The 639-nt window shown below is 40.7% G+C and carries 2 protein-coding genes; both read left to right on the top strand.

The features are described 5' to 3' along the window. Window positions 1–269, top strand: a 269-nt coding sequence (locus tag B4W65_RS17530; RefSeq protein ID WP_205741331.1) for a hypothetical protein, incomplete at its 5' end; no start/stop codon positions are given. A 73-nt stretch (window positions 270–342) separates the two neighbouring features. Continuing rightward, window positions 343–639 (top strand): hypothetical protein (locus B4W65_RS17525; RefSeq protein WP_205741330.1); only part of this gene is annotated, 297 nt, incomplete at its 3' end.

Genomic DNA, 639 nt, shown 5'->3' with positions numbered 1-639 from the left:
TTGATTACGAGGACAGCAATGATTCTGATTATGCTTGGAACGGGTATATTCCAACAGCCACGGTCTATGGTTCATCCGATTCTTCAGACACAGACAGCTCCCAAAACGACAGCGGTGATTCAACTTCCGATGACTTTGACACAGAAGATGAAGACGAAGAGGATTGCAATGACCCCTGTATTTGCTATGACGATTGTGATGAAGAGTCAAATGACTCATCCAATCCCCCACCGACTGATAATAATCCAAAGCCTAAAGATTACTGCTGAAGCCCTAAAGCATGAATGGTTTCACCTGTACCAAAAGGAATACCATAGTTTATCCAGCTATACAGAGCGAGGGATGATGGAGTGGGAACAAGCTTTTTTTCAGGACATACTTATGTATATAGAAATTGGAGGAAACAGAAATGGTATAACTTATGGCTGGGCGTGTTTTGAGATGGGGAATGATTCCTATGAGGATGAATACTTAGATTGGTTGTCAACATTAACCAACAAAGGAACCACCTTTCCGACCAACATTGACAATAGTAATTTTGAGCATTTTGCTGATGTCTTTGGTGATGTGAGTAGGTCTTATAACAAAAGCAGAGGTTACAATTATTCCAATACCACTAGTGTCCCATTAAAATTGGGA

This window comes from Geofilum rhodophaeum, assembly GCF_002210225.1.
GTDB classification, from domain to species: domain Bacteria; phylum Bacteroidota; class Bacteroidia; order Bacteroidales; family Marinilabiliaceae; genus Geofilum; species Geofilum rhodophaeum.
Note: the sequence above shows the minus strand (reverse complement) of the source record. Positions and strands in the feature narration are given on the sequence as shown.